Origin of the sequence: Apibacter sp. B3935 (assembly GCF_009827705.1) — a bacterium.
GTDB lineage: Bacteria > Bacteroidota > Bacteroidia > Flavobacteriales > Weeksellaceae > Apibacter.
This window is the reverse complement of record NZ_WINL01000003.1, coordinates 332,376-350,621: the sequence shown is the minus strand read 5'-3', so window position 1 is coordinate 350,621 and position 18,246 is coordinate 332,376. Positions and strand designations below refer to the sequence as shown.

The 18,246-nt window shown below is 28.5% G+C and carries 11 protein-coding genes and 2 tRNA genes; 9 read left to right on the top strand and 4 right to left on the bottom strand.

The genetic code is table 11. The features are described 5' to 3' along the window. The 5 genes from GFV00_RS07320 to GFV00_RS07300 form a co-directional block, all read left to right on the top strand. Positions 1–5,648 (top strand): leucine-rich repeat protein (locus tag GFV00_RS07320; RefSeq protein ID WP_160562697.1); only part of this gene is annotated, 5,648 nt, incomplete at its 5' end. 785 nt (positions 5,649–6,433) lie between these two features. Continuing rightward, positions 6,434–7,009 carry a GNAT family N-acetyltransferase gene (locus tag GFV00_RS07315; RefSeq protein ID WP_160557463.1) on the top strand — a complete coding sequence of 192 codons (576 nt, stop codon included), beginning with the start codon at positions 6,434–6,436 and terminating at the stop codon, positions 7,007–7,009. Positions 7,010–7,121: 112 nt separating this feature from the next. Further along, positions 7,122–7,865 (top strand): LuxR C-terminal-related transcriptional regulator, encoded by a 744-nt coding sequence (locus GFV00_RS07310; RefSeq protein ID WP_160557464.1) that lies wholly within the window; start codon positions 7,122–7,124, stop codon positions 7,863–7,865. Between the two features lie 882 nt (positions 7,866–8,747). Continuing rightward, complete coding sequence (locus GFV00_RS07305; protein WP_160557465.1) at positions 8,748–9,323, top strand: GNAT family N-acetyltransferase; 576 nt, start codon at positions 8,748–8,750, stop codon at positions 9,321–9,323. A gap of 395 nt (positions 9,324–9,718) precedes the next feature. Continuing rightward, positions 9,719–10,177: a helix-turn-helix transcriptional regulator gene (locus GFV00_RS07300; protein WP_160557466.1), complete on the top strand. Its 459-nt coding sequence runs from the start codon at positions 9,719–9,721 to the stop codon at positions 10,175–10,177. Between the two features lie 570 nt (positions 10,178–10,747). On the opposite strand, the gene GFV00_RS07295 is transcribed toward GFV00_RS07300, so the two are convergent. Continuing rightward, a tRNA-Leu gene (locus GFV00_RS07295) sits at positions 10,748–10,831 on the bottom strand. Between the two features lie 34 nt (positions 10,832–10,865). After that, a tRNA-Gly gene (locus tag GFV00_RS07290) sits at positions 10,866–10,938 on the bottom strand. Positions 10,939–11,215: 277 nt separating this feature from the next. Here GFV00_RS07290 and GFV00_RS07285 point away from each other — a divergent pair. The 4 genes from GFV00_RS07285 (at position 11,216) to GFV00_RS07270 (ending at position 16,464) form a co-directional block, all read left to right on the top strand. Further along, positions 11,216–12,190 (top strand): MlaD family protein, encoded by a 975-nt coding sequence (locus GFV00_RS07285; protein ID WP_160557467.1) that lies wholly within the window; start codon positions 11,216–11,218, stop codon positions 12,188–12,190. 43 nt (positions 12,191–12,233) lie between these two features. Then, positions 12,234–13,553, top strand: a complete 1,320-nt coding sequence (locus tag GFV00_RS07280; protein WP_160557468.1) for a (Fe-S)-binding protein — start codon at positions 12,234–12,236, stop codon at positions 13,551–13,553. A 32-nt stretch (positions 13,554–13,585) separates the two neighbouring features. After that, entirely contained in the window at positions 13,586–14,368 is a 783-nt protein-coding gene (locus GFV00_RS07275) for a (Fe-S)-binding protein (protein WP_160557469.1), read from the top strand. Positions 14,369–14,694: 326 nt separating this feature from the next. Then, the gene (locus GFV00_RS07270; protein ID WP_160557470.1) at positions 14,695–16,464 is read left to right on the top strand and encodes a mechanosensitive ion channel family protein; all 1,770 of its coding nucleotides are present in this window, start codon (positions 14,695–14,697) and stop codon (positions 16,462–16,464) included. Positions 16,465–16,517: 53 nt separating this feature from the next. Here GFV00_RS07270 and GFV00_RS07265 read toward each other — a convergent pair whose 3' ends face one another. Together GFV00_RS07265 and GFV00_RS07260 are read right to left on the bottom strand one after the other, a co-directional pair. Continuing rightward, a complete protein-coding gene (locus GFV00_RS07265) occupies positions 16,518–17,237 on the bottom strand; it encodes a hypothetical protein (RefSeq protein WP_160557471.1) in 720 nt (239 codons plus the stop codon). A gap of 192 nt (positions 17,238–17,429) precedes the next feature. Further along, complete coding sequence (locus GFV00_RS07260) at positions 17,430–18,239, bottom strand: HAD family hydrolase (RefSeq protein WP_160557472.1); 810 nt, start codon at positions 18,237–18,239, stop codon at positions 17,430–17,432. Positions 18,240–18,246: the final 7 nt, after the last annotated feature.

Below are 18,246 nucleotides of genomic sequence, written 5' to 3'. Positions count from 1 at the left end.
TGGAAACTATTTCTAAAGAAGCTTTTGAATATGCGTATAATATCAGCGTGGATGCTTCTAAATGCTCTAATCTTAAAAATATAGGTACATATGCTTTTAATGGTGTTAAGGGCAAAGTAGTACTTCCCGACCATCTGGAAACTTTACCTTATTTGTCTTTTGCTAAGTTTAACGGTATTATTACCCTTCCTAAAAATTTAAAAACTATCGGACAAGAGGCTTTTTATAATTCTTTAATAAAAGAAATAACTTTACCTGCATCGCTAAAAAAAATTGATACGGAGGCTTTTAATGGTGCTAAACAATTAGTTTCTATTACCAGTAACAATACAACTCCGCCTTATTTAGGTAAAAATGTATTTTATGGGGTTGATAAAAATAACTGTTTGTTACAAGTTCCTAATTCTTCTCGTCAACTATACGCAAAAGCCGATCAATGGAAAGATTTTCAATTTAAAGAAGCCAATTTATTTATTTCTTTAAATTTACCCGATTCAGATTTCCCGGTTAATACCCCTTTTTTAGTTTCCACTACTCTTGAAAATAAGGGTAAATCCGAAGCTAATTATAGTGGTGAAGTAGCTTATTTTTTATCTGAGGATGATCGTTGGGATGATAACGATTATTTACTTGCTAAACATTCTATCTCTGAAACTATACCTGCCAAGGATAAAATCTCTTTTACTACCTCAATATCTTTCCCTGATAAATTAGGTAATTTTTTCTTACTTGCTGTGATCATTCCTAAGGACTCAGCGGATATCCCATTGGAAGATTACTCAAGCTTTGCAGGAAAAATACATTTATCACCTGAATATAAAGTGAGCATAAACCCCTTAGATAAATCCATTTATTCCAGAGGGGAAAAAATAATTTTTAATGGTAAAGCCCGGTTGGCTGATAAAAGCCCTGCCATTGATAAAAATATTAAAATTAATTTAGTTACTGCAGGTACAAAAAGGGAGTTTTTTGCTAAAACTAATACCAAAGGTGAGTTTACCTACACTTTCACCCCTTTTGATGAAGAATTCGGTTTTTATCAAGTGGGAGCTTCTCATCCTGATATCTCTACTTCTGCAGCGCAAACTGATTTTACTATTCTAGGTATAGATATTATCGACAGCAATATTATATTTAAAGGGATAGTAAACAATACTGTAGAAGGATCTATTGAAGTTAAAAATAAAACCCATCTTACTTTACATACTATTACTGTCCATCCTAAAGTTAATTCCGATAGTTATTCTATTTCTTTTGAACCATTGACCGTTTTAGAACCGGGTAAATCAGCTTTTTTAAAATACAAGCTTAACGCTAAAAAGGTTACATTGACTGATAATTACGAGTCTGCAGCCTTCGACATTAAAGCAGAGGAAGGTAATTTGGCTGAATTCTCCGCTAAATTTACCGCTACTACAGGTAAAGCTTATTTGGAGGTGAAAAAGTTTCCTAAAGATATTACTGTAACTAAAGGTAAAAAACGTTTGGTTGAATATACTCTTTTTAATTCCGGAAAAGAAAATACGGGCAAAATCTCTCTTTCTTTACCTTCTGAGGATTGGTTCAGAATTTTAAGTCCGGCCACTGCTTCAATTGATAATTTACCGCCGGGACAAACTGCTACCTTTACTATTGAGCTCACAGGTAAGTCGGATCTTCCTTTGAATTCACCATTCAAAGGCTCTATAGCCGTAAATACTGAAAAAGCCAATTCAATATTAATTCCTTTTGACATTGAGCTTGTTTCTGAAAATGTTGGATCTTTATGGGTGGATGTGGTTGACGAATATTCTTATAATACACCTAGTAAACCTCATGTTAAAAATGCTAAAGTGGTTATTTCACATCCATTTTCCGGTAAGGTGTTGAGCGAAGGATTAACCGACCAAAATGGATTGTATAAATTGGATAGTATTCCGGAAGGATATTATACCGTTTCTGTTTCTGCTGATAAGCATGAAAGTTATAAAAATAATATTTTAATAAACGCCGGTAAACTCAATAATCAACGGGTGTTTATTTCTTACATGGGGGTTTCATATACCTGGGAGGTAACTCCAACAGAAATTGAAGATGAATATGATATCGATTTAAAAGTTGATTATGAAACCAATGTTCCTCAACCGGTGGTTATTATGGAATTCCCTAAACCCTTACCGGATCTTAAACCGGGTAATACGTACAGCTTTATGGTTACTTTAACCAATAAAGGACTTATCGCGGCAGAAAATGCTAAAATTCAATTTGATTCATATAATAATTACGTATTTACCCCTTTAGTTAATAAAGTAAACATTCCTGCTTTAACGGCTATACAAATACCGGTAGTAATGAGTATGAATAATTCAAATAATAATAGTTCCAATGGAAATAGTGAAAACAACAATAACAACAATGGTTCCAATGGAAATGGTGAAGACAACAATAACAATAATAGTTCCAATGGAAATAGTGAAGACAACAATAATAATAACAATGGTTCCAATGGAAATGGTGAAGACAACAATAACAACAATGGTTCCAATGATAATAATAATAATAATAATAATTCAGATAATAATAATAGTAATAAGGATAAAAACGATGATAAGGTTAACAAAAATAATGGCTGCATAAGTTATGTTAAAGTTTTTTATGAATACAAGTGCGGTAACACTACAGTTAAAAAATCTTCATACAAGATAACCCATATTAACCCAGGTTGCAATAACAATAATTCTTCGGGGCATTTGGATTTATCCAATGGAAGCGTGAGTACTGGAAGTGGTGGGTTTATTCCTATTGTTATATCGGGTGGCTGTACCCCTTTACCTCCATGCCTTATTGAAGCTGGTGGAGCAATTATAAGTTGTAACCCACTTCCTCCATATATAGGCTGCGCCTATAGTTTTATAACTTCAGGAGTAAATACTAAAAATATAATACTTTGCCTGATAGGTTTCTTAGAAAAAAAACCGAGTAAATTTGGTATAGGTATAAGCTGTGTTGTAGCTTTATATGACTTTTTTAATTGTGCGTTAGAAGATATTATAAATAAGTTTCAAAAATCTGGCTCAGACAAGATTCAGATTAATGATATGGAAGCTATACTTAATTTTATAAACACTGTAAATAGTTATTATGCTGAATATTATGGTAATTCAATTATGAATTCCTCTTCTTTTTTACAATTCGCAAATGCAACTGCTGCTCACTTAGGTGACAATAAACCTTTTACACCTCAAGATATTGCCAATATCAAAAGCCTTTTTGCTAATTCTGATATAAGCTCTTCTACCATGGATAACTTTTTTACTCGATGGAATTTAACTCTTCAAGCTTGGGATAATGGAGTTTATACTCCTAATGATAATTATCCTGACATAGTAAATAAAACGAAACTTAATGAATATTTGAAAACTATGATTTCTATAAAAGAATATGTAAGTTCCAGAGGATATGATTCTATAGATGAATTATATGCAGACAGGCTTAAAGAAGCTAAAGAATATTTTACTCGCAAACAAAATTCCGTTTGTGCTAAAGTTTCATTAGACATTAAGCAAAAAATGGTTATGACAAGAGAAGCTTTTGAAGGGAATTTTACTCTAACTAATGGTAGCCAACAAAAAGAGATTACTAATATTAAGCTTGATATAAAAATTAGAGATGATCAAGGCAACTTAGCTAATGAACTTTTCCAAATTAATATTAAATCTCTTACGGATTTATCCGCCATTGATGGTACCGGATCTTTAGACCCGGGCAAAAAAGGTTTTGCCTCCATTTTATTTATTCCTACCAAGAAGGCAGCTCCTAATCAAAAGAAATCATATTCTTTTGGCGGTACTCTTTCATATACCAATCCTTTGACTGATGAAGTAACTACGGTTAAATTGTTCCCATCTATTTTGGATGTCCATCCTAGTCCTGAAATTTATCTAGATTATTTTATGCAGAGAAACATTTTCGGGGATGATCCGTTAACTGAAGACATTGAACCTATCATCCCGGCTGAATTGGGTCTTATTATTCACAATAAAGGAATGGGAACGGCTAAAAATGTACATGTTAGTTCAGCTCAACCACAAATTGTTGATAATCAAAAAGGATTAGCTATTGATTTTGATATTATTGGTTCCAACTTAAACGGTAAAAAACGTCAATTGGGAATTACCAATATCGATTTCGGAACTATAGAAGGTGGTAAAACTGCGGTTGGACAATGGTGGTTTACCAGCTCCCTTTTAGGTCATTTTATAGATTTCGAAGCAAAAATTTCTCATTCTAATAGTTTTGGTAATCCGGACCTTAGCTTAGTAGGTGGTATTAAAATTCATGAATTGATTAAAAGTATCCGAGTATACGGTAATCAGGATGATGGCATTAATGACTTCTTAGTTAATGATAATCAAGATATAAAAGATTTTCCTGACTCGTTATTCTTATCTAGCGGTGGAACTGAGCCAGTGTTCCGTACTAAAAATATAGTAATTATAGATAAAAATCCCGATTCTATTGTATCTCAAATTGAAATTACCCCTTCCAAAGAAGGATGGAATTATGGTTTAATCAATGATCCTTGGAACGGTAAATATTTGATTACTAAGATAGTTCGTAATGATGGTGTGATTATTCCGTTGGATAACTTCTGGTTAACCCAATGTACACTACATGATAATGCGGATCCTGTTTATGAAAATAAGTTACATGTTATCGATAAATTTGAATCTATACATAGTGCTATCTACACCGTTTATTGGGAAATCAATAAAAATAATGCGGTGAGGGTAGAGGCTATTACTCATGTTCCTGAAAAAACTATCTTTGAAAGCTTGAATTATGTAGATGTTAAATTCAATACTCCTATTAATCCTGCAACTTTTACTTACAAAGATCTTTATTTGTCTTGCCAGGGTGGTAAAAATTTAATCGACTCAAGCATTACAATAAATAAAATCGATGAAAGAAACTATCGCGTGTATATTGGATCTAAAACTATGAAGTTTGGGTATTACAGATTCCGTGTATTAACCAATAATATTGAAGATGCTAACGGAAATAAAGGGACAACAGGAAAAGAAGCCAGTTGGACTCAATCTCCCAAAATTAATGTAATTAACGTTTCAGGTATTCTTAATGACGGACAGCCTGTGGATAAAGTAACTATTCAATTTAATATGCCGGTGAATTTTACTAAGGAGGCCATTTATCTTAGAAAAGGTAATTCTGAAACAATACTTTTAGATAATGTAACTATATCCTATAGTGAAGATAAAACTATTTTTACTGTTCAAGGCTTAAAACAATATAATTATATGGATGGTAACTATTCATTAGTTATAGACCTGTCTAAAGTTACGGATACTAACGGCAACAAAGGTAAGGATAATCATTCTGAAAAATGGATGGTATATCCTGCTAATGCTAGCATTAAATTATATCCTAATCCTGTATTATATAACCTTACCCTTGAATCTAATATTCCTTTTAAGTGGTATCATATTGTCTCTCTTTTTGGTAAATCTGAATTTTACCAAACTTTACCGGATCATACTTACAAGGCTATTATTGAAACCAATAATTCTTGGAATAAAGGAATTTATTTGATTTTCATTTATGACAGTAACAATAAATTAATTGCAGTTAAAAGATTTATTAAAATTTAACTCTTTTAATTTATTTTAAGTATTTTATTTTTTTATTATATTTTAAATCACGGGGAGAATTATCGTTTTCCTCGTGATATTTATTACTCTATCTAATTTATAATATGTTTTGAATTTTTATCTATGAAGAGAAAGATATATAAAATATACAATTTGACAATTTATTAATATGCTACGTTAATTTTAAAAGCAACTATTATAGTTATTAAAAAAACAAATGCCAAAAAAAATACATTTTTGGCATTTGAAATTTATTTACTCATTGAATAAGTAAATCGTTATAGAATTTTAGTGTTAATAAACCCTGATTACGAATTTATTTACTTCAAATGTAAGAAATTTAACCTTTGGCTGTTACCGTAATTTCATAATTAAAATAATTATCATATAATAGATAAATTATTCACAATATATATCTCATATTATTTTTTATCTCTTAAAAAATAAGTAGAAAAAATATTAAGTATCAATAAGTATAAAATTTAAATTATTTATATTAAATAAAGATTATGTTAAAATTTATTATCTTAAAAATAAAGCCAACATTTTATCCTTCATTTTATTGAAAATCATTGTTTTATCCACCAATACAAGTTGAAACATGAGATTTTTAGCTTACTATTTCTTATATTTTTATGAAAATATATATTAATAAAATTTGTTAAAACTAAAATAAACTTAAATGAAAATTTGAGTTAATTTTAGTTTTTATCTTAAATTAGCTATCATGTTTATAAGTAATAATTAGTTTTCATTAAATATTAATTTTATGCTATTATAATAGAATGATAAAAGTAACAAAACAAGAAAAAGATATAGCTCTTGAAATATTACATAGTGCTTTCTTTAATGTACTTATTCCAAATTCAATTAACTTCACGATAAAAAAAGACCATAAGAGGCATGAAAGATTAATGGCTCTAATGGATTATCAATTTAAAATGTCAATGAAATATGGAGAAGTTTTTATTAGTGATGACAAAAATGGTTGTGTATTATATGTTGATAAAATATATTCCAGTTTACAAAAGATTAATTGGGAAATTAAACTTCTTTTTAAATGTATAGGCATTGAGAATACTTTTAAAACCCTGAAAAGGGAAAATCTTTTAAAAAAGTATCATCCTAAAGAACCTTTTAAGCATTTATGGTTAATGGGAGTTCGACCCAAATTTCAAGGCAAAGGGATAGGAAGTAAATTAATCAATGAAACCCTTAAAAGATATAAAGGAGATTTAATTTATGTGGAAACAACTATTCCCGAAAATATAAAATTTTATAAAAATTTAGGATTTACCGTTTTCCATGAAACACATGAGCTCAATTATCCTCTTTATTTCCTCAAATTAAGAAATGTTTAATACTGAAATTTATTTTAGTACATTCATATACATTTTAGTTTTATTAATATTGATAATACAAGTTTTATTTAATACTATAACTAGAGAAAATATTAGTTATAAGATTAGATTATTGCTTCTTCTATTATTTGGATTAATTTATAACATTATAGAAGGATTATTACCAGACAGACATTTTCCTATTGACTTATTAACTCAAAACATTATTGCATGGTCAGTAGGAATTATTGTAGCATTTTACACATTCTTTTATATTAAAATAGAATTTAATATAAATATTATCCGACCCCTTACAATAACTAGTTTAAGCTATATAATCAGCATAAGTTTTATATTTTTATTTATAGTACCTTACAATTACACCAAAAGCTTAGATACAGCTAGAAAATTATTTTTAGAAATCCCTTTACTAACATTAATTTTGTCAATATTTTCTACATGTTATAAGCAATATAAGGAATTTGAAAATTATAATAATTTATATCTTAAAATACATACAGCTTGTGGTATAGGGGGACTTTTAGGTGTAACTTCTCTTCCAATAACAATCTTACTGTTTGGTGATAATCAACTAATTGAACAGACCTTTTTTTCTTTAGGTATATTTATTATGTATATTGATTATCTTTTCCTAAATCAAAGGAATAAAGTTTATGAAAATAAAATTAATCTTGGCACTCTCACAAAAAGAGAGAAAGATGTTTTAGATTTAATTTTAAATAATCCAGATAAAAAGCATTTAGAATTAAGTAAAAAAATTTTTATTTCAGAAAAGACTTTTTCTTCTCACATGTCTAATATTTATAAAAAATTAGATGTTAAAGGAAAAAAGGAACTATTAGATAAATATTCTTAATGGATTAAATTTTTGTAAATTTACTTAAAATAAACTAAATACATAAGAACTAAATTTTTTTAAACATTTAAATTAAGTTAAAATTTATTTTTTAATAAAGTATATTTTTAACATATGTAATATAAATTAAAATAAAAAAATTATGTGTAATATTAAATGATTAATAAATACAAAATGTTTTATTTATTTTCAAAAACTTTTATTATATCTTATTTAGTAGATATTTTGCACAATTTTTTGAAGATTATATCCGTTCCGATAGAAAATCAGATTTAAGTGAAAAAGTAAAATCCAAAACGCAAATTTTGTTTATTGAAATTATAAATAAATTATAAAATTTATAATATTTTAAAACTAACTAATATAAAAATTATAATTATAAATACCTTTTTTTTTAATACTAAACTACTTAATGAGCTAATTTAAATCATCTTAATAAAAAACAATTTAGTGTTAAAAATTAATTATTTTATTATTAACTAATAAAGGAAGAGTAGACCCTACTTCAATATATTTCTGATTATAAGATAGGGCTGTGGTAGATTCAGAAACCTCCACTAATATTATTGTTTTGAGAAAGAATTGTATGATTCAAAAGAGAAGGTAAAAACCTGTTTCTGATGTGGATTATGCAGGGATAAATTCTAAATTCCAAAATTTAAAAACCTATATTCTTGATGTTTATAATAAAGATAATATTGAAGGTCAAAATGGTAAGAGATACATAGGTATCTCTATACTCATAACTTTAAAAATATTAACTTCTTTAGAATTTTACTAAATCCCAATAATAAACTTATTAATAAAAATAAAATTCAAATAAAATAAAATTTATCTTAAATTAGCCTCTTATATTATTCTTATCATTAATAAATTTGATTTATGAAAAAAGCAGTAAGTGAAAATTATACTAAAATTAACCACATACTAACAAAAGCTTTTGTAAATAATAAATCTGTAAATTTTGTTTTAAAACAAAAAAATGAAAAATATATTTCAAGTTTGATGGATTATTCTATATATATGGGTGAAAAATTCGGAGATATATTTTTAAATGAAAAAGAAACTGCCTGTGCAATACTCATAGATCACAAAAAAAAGAAAACTACATTAGGAACCCTTATACGGGATATTAAATTTGCTTGTTGTGTGAGTGGATTAAAAAATGCCTATAAAGTAGTGAAAAAAGAAAGGATTACTCATGAAACACTGCCCAAAAACATTGATTTTATTCAACTATGGTTTCTGGGAGTTGATGTTTTACAGCAGGGAAAAGGGAAAGGTACTGATTTTCTACAAGAGCTTATAGAATATTATAAAGGAAAAAAAGAAGCTATTGTATTAGAGACATCAACAGTAAAAAATATTCAATTTTATAAAAAAAATGGGTTTGAAATATATTGTGTGAATAAAGAAGATTTTGGATTTGATTTTTATTTTTTTATATATAGATATTAATAATGTTCGGAACTGAAATTCATTTTTGTACATTCATTTATATATGTATCGCTTTTATTAATTTAATTCCTGTATTACTAAAAAAAAAATATAAGAAATATCATATAAAATTTTTTATACTATCAGTATGTATCCTATTAAATAATTTATCATCTGGACTTCTGCCAGATAATAATTTGAAAATAAATATCCTTTCCCAGAATATATTGGCATATGTTATAGGATTAAGCACAACAATATATTATTTTTATTATATATACACTGAATATGATATTAAAGTCATTGAGTTTATAAATTTCTATTTTATACTAATAGTTTCAAGTCTTAGTTTAATACTTCTTTTTATACTTCCCTATACTATTACAAATAATCTTGTTTTATCCAGGAAAATATTTTTGATAATTCCACTAACTATTATTACAATAATTTTCTTCAATACCAGTCATCAGGAATTAAAAAAATGGAAAGTTACTTATGATAAAAAAAGTAGATTTAGAATTATTTCAGGAATAATAGGGTTATTCAGTATATATTCATTACCTATTGTTATGTTCATATTAGGAGACAATCAGGATGTAGAACAGAGTTTATACACTTTTGGATTTTTATTTTTAATGATTTCTTATTATTTATATGATAAAGATTTATCTTCTAATGGTAAAATTCTGAATTTAACCCCTAGAGAAAAAGAAATTTTTACAATTGTCGTTGAAAATCCTGATATAAAATATGTAGACTTAAGCGAACAATTGCATATTTCAGAAAAAACTTTTTCAGCTCATATGTCAAATATTTATAAAAAATTAAATATAAGAGGTAAAAAAGAACTATTGAAAAAATTTACAACAAGGTAATATTTTTTTTAGTTTATCTTCTTTAAATTCAGGATTTTAAAAAAACCTTAGATTAAACCCTTAGACCATTTAAAGCCTTTTTAAATGCTTATTTCTTTTTTTATTTTAGCTTATTACTAATCTTTGAACATTTTTAGGTTTAAAGATTATGGATAATTTAAAATATCAGATTTTTACTAAATATAAAAAAGTTCTATTCTTATTTCAGTCCTTTTATTATATCTCATTCAGTAGAAAGTTTTCAATATTTTTTAAAAGCTATATCCAAACTAATACAAAATTACATTTTGATAAAAGGCATATATCCAAAGAAGAGATTTTGTTTATTGAAATTATAGATAAAATTACAAAAACAAAATGAATTTTATCTTAAATTAGACTTATTGTTTCCAATATGGAATACAAAATACATACTGTAAATGGAGAAGAAAAACTTTTTTCTATTGCTGAAAATATAATGATTAATTTGGAAACTGATACTATTAAACTATTTCGGGGGATATATGGGGAATATTAATAATAAAAAAACCGCTAATATTTTGAACTTCAAAATGATTAACGGTCCTTGAGTACCCCAGACGGGACTTGAACCCGTACAGCCTAATGGCCACAGGATTTTAAGTCCTGCGTGTCTACCAATTCCACCACCGGGGCATTAGTATTTTTAGTATTTTAATTATCAAACCTGAGCGAAAAACGGGACTCGAACCCGCGACCCCGACCTTGGCAAGGTCGTGCTCTACCAGCTGAGCTATTTTCGCGCTTCAATTAACGTCTTTCTTGTAAATTGGTTTGCAAATATAGAATTGATTTTTCTTATCTGCAAACTTTTTTTTCATTTTTTAAACTATTTTTAATCTCAAATTATTTATACCATTAATACTCAATCTATTAAAAAATTACTAATTTAGTAATGCTTAGGCTAAAAAGGTTTCAAAACTTCTATTTATATCTGATTTATGCATCTTCAACTTAAAAAAAAGAATAGAATTTTTATTAATTGTTTATATTTGTCGAAAAGTTATTCAAAATTTAAAAGTGAAAGCAAGAAAGGAATTTACAGCGGGTATAATAGTAATTGTAACTTTATTAGCCTTTTGGTGGTTGTTTAAATTTTTAAAAGCGCAAAACGTTTTTACAAATCAAAACACCTATTATGTAAAATATAATAAAGTAGAAGGCTTATCTAAATCCAAAAATGTAAATATAAACGGCTTAAAAGTCGGAATGGTGGAATCTATAATTCCTGTACCTACCAAAACAAAAAATATAAGCTTTATTGTAGCAATAAATGTTGACAAAGATTATCAATTTTCTAAAAACTCAGTTGCTCAAATAGTTACCAGTTTTATGAACGGTGCAGAAATTAACTTGGTTTTGGCTGAAGATCAAGCAGAAATAGCAAAAACAGGAGATACTTTGAAAGGAAGTTTATTGCCGGGCTTAATGGATTTAGCCGAAGAAAAGATAAAACCAATTAGTGATAATGCCAATAAAGTTTTATTAAGACTGGATTCTACTCTAGCTTCAACTAATAAACTTCTTAATGAAAAAAATCGACAAAATATAGAATCTTCTTTAGCAAATTTAAATCAAGCTATAGCAGAATTCAATAAATTAGGTAAAGGGACGAACCAATTACTGGCTAATAATTCTTCAAAAATTAATTTAGCTATAGATAATGCTAATAAAATGTTAGTCACAACCAATACTACGGTTGAAAAATATGGAATGATGGCTGATAAAATCAATAAAGCAGATTTAGATGTTGCCGTTAAAAAATTAGAATCAACGTTAAATAATCTTAACGAAATATCCGGTAAAATAAATTCGGGAGAAGGCTCAATGGGCAAACTAATGAATGATCCCGGTTTATATACTAACTTAACTCAAGCTTCTAAAAATTTAAGTGTTTTATTGGATGATTTAAAAACCAATCCAAAAAGATACGTTCACTTTTCAATTTTCGGAGGTGGCGGAAAAAAGAGTAAACAAGAAGGAACAGCCAAATAATATAGTATATTATAAGGGTTGAATATCCACTAATACACAATTTATGGATTACATACAGAGCATCATATTCTTACTTCTTGCATTTGCAGGAATTGGATTGTTTGTTCGTAATATCCTTAAAATAAAAAGAAATATATTATTAGGTAAAGCAGAAAACCGTTCGGATAATCCCATCAAAAGATGGAAATTAGTTTTACGTATAGCCGTTGGGCAAGGGAAAATGTTAGCCCGTCCGGTTGCCGGAATTTTACATCTTGTTGTATATATAGGATTTGTCATCATAAATATAGAATTAATTGAAATATTTGTTGATGGTATTTGCGGAACCCATCGGTATTTCGGAAAAATTCTCCCCTCTCCTCTTTATAATTTGACAACCGGAACGGTAGATATTCTATCATTTTCTGTTTTAATTGCGGTAACCCTATTTTTTATACGTAGAAACATACTCAAAGTTCCAAGGCTTAATTCCAAAGATTTGCTGGGTTGGCCGCATATGGACGGAAATCTTATTTTGATTATTGAGTTCTTAATGATGCTTTCTTTGCTCATTATGAATGCTGCCGATTTTACTCTTCAAAAAAAAGGTATTTTATATCCATGCGGATTTTTTCCTGTAAGCAATTGCATTTTTAATAACGTATTTTCGACTTTTTCAGTTGAAAGTTTGTATATAATGCAAAAATCAGCCTGGTGGTTTCATTACATCGGGGTTCTCTTTTTTTTAAATTACTTATATTTTTCCAAACACTTACATATCCTATTTGCTTTTCCAAATACTTATTTTGCTAACCTTCACAAACAAGGTCAACTTAATGATTTGGACTCTGTAACTAAAGAAGTAAAATTATTATTAGATCCCAATGCTGATCCTTATCAAGCATCAACGGAAGAATCAGTACCTGAAAAATTCGGAGTCAGTGACGCTACTGATTTATCTTGGATTCAATTATTGAATGCATATACCTGCACTGAGTGTGGAAGGTGTACATCAAGTTGTCCGGCAAACTTAACCGGAAAAAAATTATCTCCAAGAAAAATCATGATGGATGTTCGAGATCGTATCGAGGAAATCGGTAGAAATATTGATAAGAACGGGAATTTTTTAGATGACGGAAAACAACTTTTAGGTAATTATATTACTCCTGAAGAGATTTGGGCTTGTACAACTTGTAATGCTTGTGTGGAGGCTTGTCCATTATTGATAAACCCACTTTCCATACTAATCGATTTGCGCAGATATTTAGTAATGGAGAAAACAGCTGCTCCTAGCGAATTAAATTCTATGATGAGCAATATTGAAAATAATAATGCCCCTTGGCAATTCAGTCAAAATGATAGAGCCAATTGGACTAAAGAATAATTTTAATTTATTTATATAAATAAACGTAAAATATGGATCGACCTATTAAAACTATGGCAGAATTTAAGGCAGAAGGAAAATCCCCTGAAATACTTTTTTGGGTGGGATGTGCCGGAAGTTTTGATGATCGAGCCAAAAAAATAACAAAATCATTTGCTTCTTTACTTCAAAAGGCCAATATTGAATTTGCTATTTTAGGGCAGGAAGAAGGTTGTACCGGAGATCCGGCCAAAAGAGCCGGAAATGAATTTCTATTTCAAATGCAGGCCTTGATGAATATTGAAGTTTTAAATTCATATGAAATAAAAAAAATTGTTACCGCTTGTCCTCATTGTTTTAATACTCTAAAAAATGAATATCCTCAATTAGGAGGAACATATGAAATTTTACATCATACACAGTTTTTACTTTCTCTTTTAAATGAAGGAAGAATAAAAGTTAAGGGAGGAATTTATAAAGGAAAAAAGATAACTTTCCATGATCCCTGTTATTTGGGAAGAGCTAATGATGTGTACGAAGCTCCTCGTGAATTGTTAGCCCATTTGGAAGTTAATTTGTTAGAGATGAAAAGATGTAAACAAAACGGTTTATGTTGCGGTGCGGGTGGAGCACAAATGTTTAAAGAACCGGAACCCGGTATCAAAGATATCAATGTTGAGCGAACAGAAGAGGCTTTACAACTTAATCCCGATATAATAGCAACGGGATGCCCTTTCTGCAATACGATGCTTACAGACGGTCTTCAATCAAAAAATAAAAACTCTCAAATCTATGTTAAAGATTTAGCAGAGTTGTTGAATGAAAATTTAAGCTAATCTTATGAAAATTTAAGTTAATCTTATCCACCTCTCCTACTTATTAATCTTTTTTTATTATAACTGTATCTTATTCAGTTAAATATATCATAATCTGTCTTAAATATTTATTTTTTATTTTGAAATATTATTAGTTTATTTGCTTTAAAATAAAATATTTATTCCATTTATTACTATTTATATTATATATCAAATTAGAAAAAAACTATTATATTGTATTAAAATTATAGTTCTTAAATAGTAATCTTTAGTAGATCAATTTCTTTAAATTTATCATAAATCATTTAAAAATTAATTACGTACACCAAGCCAATAAAAACCACCTCATGAGAAAAACTAACCGAAAAATATATTTTGTTATCCTATATTTATTTACAGCGATAGGTATATATGCTCAACATATTAATGAAAAGAATAACATACACGAAGATTCCCTATTATCCAAAGAAAAAAAAGATTCGCTTAAGATTCAAGAACTTAAAATGCAAGTTCAGGAATTAAAATTAAGTCAAATTGCCCTTCTAAATGAAAAGAAAAATATGGGAAAAACCGATTCCCTAAAAAAAGCATTACAAAAAAAACAAATTGATTCATTACGGGCGATCACCAAAGGGTATCCTGTTGTAATAGATAATGATACTTTATTCAATTTATATGCTCGGAGAGGCGGCGTAATGCCCGCAGACCGGGCAAGTAAGGTAAAGGAAGTGATAATAGCGGAAGGAAAAAAACTAAAGCTTAAACCCGATTCCATATACATGTATGAAACCGAATACGTTACAGATATTATGTCCGGAGACAAGGTTATAATTACTTTATCGGATCAAGATGGTTTATGGCAAAATACTACTCGTCAAGATCTTGCCAAAAAATATACAGTAATTATTTCCAAAAAAATATCTGAATTACACTCCAAATATGGTCTTCAACAAAAAATTAAGTCATTTTTAATTTTATTTTTAGTCATTATTGCTCAAATAATTGCCATATACTTTACCCAAAAATTATTTATAAAAATTAAAAGTCGCCTCAAGAAAATAATTAATGAGAAATTCAAAGCAAATAAATTTCTTACGAATGATCGACAGGAAGTTTTATTGGTTTCTATAACAAAAGTTACCAAATATTCATTTATCATTGTCCAATTAATTATATCTATTTTTATCATATTTTCGATTTTCCCTGAAACAGAAAAATATGTATATCACATGTTTACTTTTATGGGAAATCTTGCTAAAGATATGGGAAATACCATTATACATTATATTCCCAATTTAGTCAAGATAATTTTTATATACTTAATTTTCAAATACATAATAAAAATATTGAAATATTTTTCAGGAGAAATAGCTGAGGAAAGAATTAAAATCAAAGGTTTCTATCCGGATTGGGCGCATTCAACGTTCAACATACTTCGATTCTTACTTTATTCTTTTATGTTTATTATGATTTGGCCTCTACTTCCTAATTCTAATTCTCCCGCCTTTCAAGGAATTTCCGTATTTATCGGTCTTATTATATCATTAGGATCTACTACCGTAATAGGAAACTTAATGTCCGGATTGGTTATTACTTATATGCGTGCATTTAAAATCGGAGATCAAATTAAGCTAAATGATACGATTGGTAATGTCGTAGAAAAAACACCTTTTGTAACGAGAGTTAGAACTTCAAAAAATGAATTGATTACTATTCCTAATTCTTTTATTCTTTCTTCTCAAACAGTTAATTATAGCGCTTCGGCAAGAAATTACGGAATTATAATATATTCAGATATTACGGTGGGTTATGATATTCCCCGCAAACAAGTGGAAGATTTACTTATTGAAGCGGCTACTAATGCAGAAGGAGTGTTAAAAAATCCTGCTCCATTTGTATTGGTGAAAGAATTAGAAGATTTCTATTGCTGTTATCAGATTAACGCCTATACGGATCGGGATTTGGCTATGCCTAAAGTTTATTCAAATCTTCATAAAAATATTATGGATCGTTTTCATGAAGAAGGAATTGAAATTTTATCGCCTCATTTTTATGCAGAACGCGATGGTAATGAAATTGTAATGCCCTCCCAATACAAACACCAATCCAATGATTGAACTGACACAACACAATAAAAAAGGCCTTAAAAAGGCCTTTTCTTCTTTTATATTTATAGTTTAAACTGGGAATCGTCTAATTTAGGATTTATTTTATAGCTGGTTATCGTTTGAACCGCTGTTTGACCAGGTACTTTGGTTTTTATTTTGGTGGAGAACTTATATCCTTCAAAATCTTTGTAATCTGAATATTCTTTTGATACAACTTCATTTTCTTTTAAAGTTTCTTCTTTTACTTTAAATCCCGTTTCTACATCGAAATAAAGAATAGTTTTAATGGTTCCTTCTGTAACCGTGATTTTATATACTTCTTTACCGTCTAAATTTTTCTTACCGTCTAACACCGCATTATCTTTGGTAATATACAATTCTGAAAAAATCCCTTTCTTAACTTTCATTTCATTTAATTCATCTTTTTCACCGGTTGCAGGTAAATTTGAAAATAATTTTTTCCCGTCAAAACCTTTAATAATGGTTTGACCCATGATTGATATTTTAGATACAAATTTATTAGGTGCTTTATATTTAATTTCTAAGTCAGCAGGTTCCGGCAACTGAGCAAATGTTATTTTGCCCTCAGAAATCAAAGTGGTTATTTGTTGTAATTTTTCTTTACTGCCGGCCACAGCAACGTAATAATGATTTAAAACGGATTCCAACGTTGGTTCTTTTTCAATCTCTTCGGATAAAACTGTACAATGGGTACCGATTACTACATTTGCTTTCGCTATAAAAGAAATAACCAGTAATAAGGTAAGTATTTTTCTTTTCATTTTATTTAATTATTTAAAAAATTAATATGTATTATTAAAAATTGATAATTTAGAGTTACTAATAAAACAACTATTGAATTCGATCGGTATATTCAACTGTTTTCTTATTCATAATTTCTTTTCAGAATTATTATTAAATAACGATCCTATTTCCAAATATTCGGAACATTTAGAGACTTAGGCTTCTATATATTATCTTTCCCTTTGCGCTATTACTTCCTTTAAAATATTTAAAACCCCATCTTCATCATTGGAATCTGTTTTAAATTTGGATATTTCTTGTAATTTAGGATGTGCATTTTTCATTGCGTAACTAAAATAGCTTTCCTGCATCATTCCTATATCATTTAAAAAATCTCCAAAAGCCATAGTTTCTGCTTTAGATATGTTTAATATTTCTTGAACTTCTTTTAAAGCAAATCCTTTATCGGCATTTTTAACGGAAATATCCAGCCAAAATTTACCTGATACAACTACTTGGTAATTTTCGCTAAGGTGTTTCACATAAGGCAAAATATTTTCTTCCGAACCTACACTGTTGTATATCGCCATTTTGACTATCTGATCATCAATAGGCTCCTGAAAGCTCGGAATAATTTTCCTTTTAGGATAATAGGGAGCTATTTGTTTTTCAAATTCCGAAAATCCTTCTTCAATATATGCACTTTTTATACCGCATAAAAGCATCTGAGTATCGGGTAAGGGACGTATCAGTTGGGCTACTTCATGGATAACATTTTGATCCAATTCATGGATAAATAACTGCTTTCCTCTATGTACTACGTTTCCTCCATTTTCAGCAATAAAATATATTTCATTCTTAATTTTTTCAAAAACCCCTAAGAGACTTTCATACTGTCTTCCACTTGCTACTACAAATTTTATATCCAACTTTTTCAGTTTTTCATATATTGTAAAGAACTCTTGATTGAGTGTATAATCTGAATGAAGCAGTGTTCCATCCATATCTGTAACTACCAGTTTTAACTTACTATAATCCATATATTAT

Coding starts and splice junctions, on each gene's coding strand:
- GFV00_RS07315 (WP_160557463.1), top strand. CDS start 6,434: ATGATAAAAGTAACAAAACAAGAAAAAGATATAGCTCTTGAAATATTA.
- GFV00_RS07305 (WP_160557465.1), top strand. CDS start 8,748: ATGAAAAAAGCAGTAAGTGAAAATTATACTAAAATTAACCACATACTA.
- GFV00_RS07280 (WP_160557468.1), top strand. CDS start 12,234: ATGGATTACATACAGAGCATCATATTCTTACTTCTTGCATTTGCAGGA.
- GFV00_RS07275 (WP_160557469.1), top strand. CDS start 13,586: ATGGATCGACCTATTAAAACTATGGCAGAATTTAAGGCAGAAGGAAAA.
- GFV00_RS07270 (WP_160557470.1), top strand. CDS start 14,695: ATGAGAAAAACTAACCGAAAAATATATTTTGTTATCCTATATTTATTT.
- GFV00_RS07265 (WP_160557471.1), bottom strand. CDS start 17,237: ATGAAAAGAAAAATACTTACCTTATTACTGGTTATTTCTTTTATAGCG.
- GFV00_RS07260 (WP_160557472.1), bottom strand. CDS start 18,239: ATGGATTATAGTAAGTTAAAACTGGTAGTTACAGATATGGATGGAACA.